General features: G+C 62.2%; 1 protein-coding gene. It reads left to right on the top strand.

The genetic code is table 11. The annotated features are described in order from the left end of the window. Positions 1 to 320: DUF1698 domain-containing protein (locus tag GYA94_RS27130; RefSeq protein WP_161893498.1), on the top strand; the 320-nt coding region annotated here is incomplete at both ends.

Raw genomic sequence — 320 nt, 5'->3', positions numbered from 1 at the left:
ATCGAGCACCTGCTGGCGCTGAAGGACTGCCTGGTTAAAGGGGGGGAGCTGGTACTGGAAACCCTGGTGGTCGAGGGTGATGAAAACCAGGTGCTGGTGCCCGAAGACCGCTACGCACAGATGCGCAATGTCTGGTACCTGCCTTCGGTACCGGCGTTGGCGCGCTGGTTGCGCCGTGCCGGCTTCAGCGACGTACGCTGCGTCGACGTGAGTGTGACCAGCATTGAAGAGCAGCGCAGCACCGACTGGATGCGTTACCAGTCCTTGGCTGACTTCCTCGACCCGAACGACCACAGCAAGACCATCGAAGGCCTGCCCGC

This window comes from Pseudomonas juntendi (assembly GCF_009932375.1).
GTDB classification, from domain to species: domain Bacteria; phylum Pseudomonadota; class Gammaproteobacteria; order Pseudomonadales; family Pseudomonadaceae; genus Aquipseudomonas; species Aquipseudomonas juntendi.
This window is presented reverse-complemented; position numbering and strand designations above follow the sequence as displayed.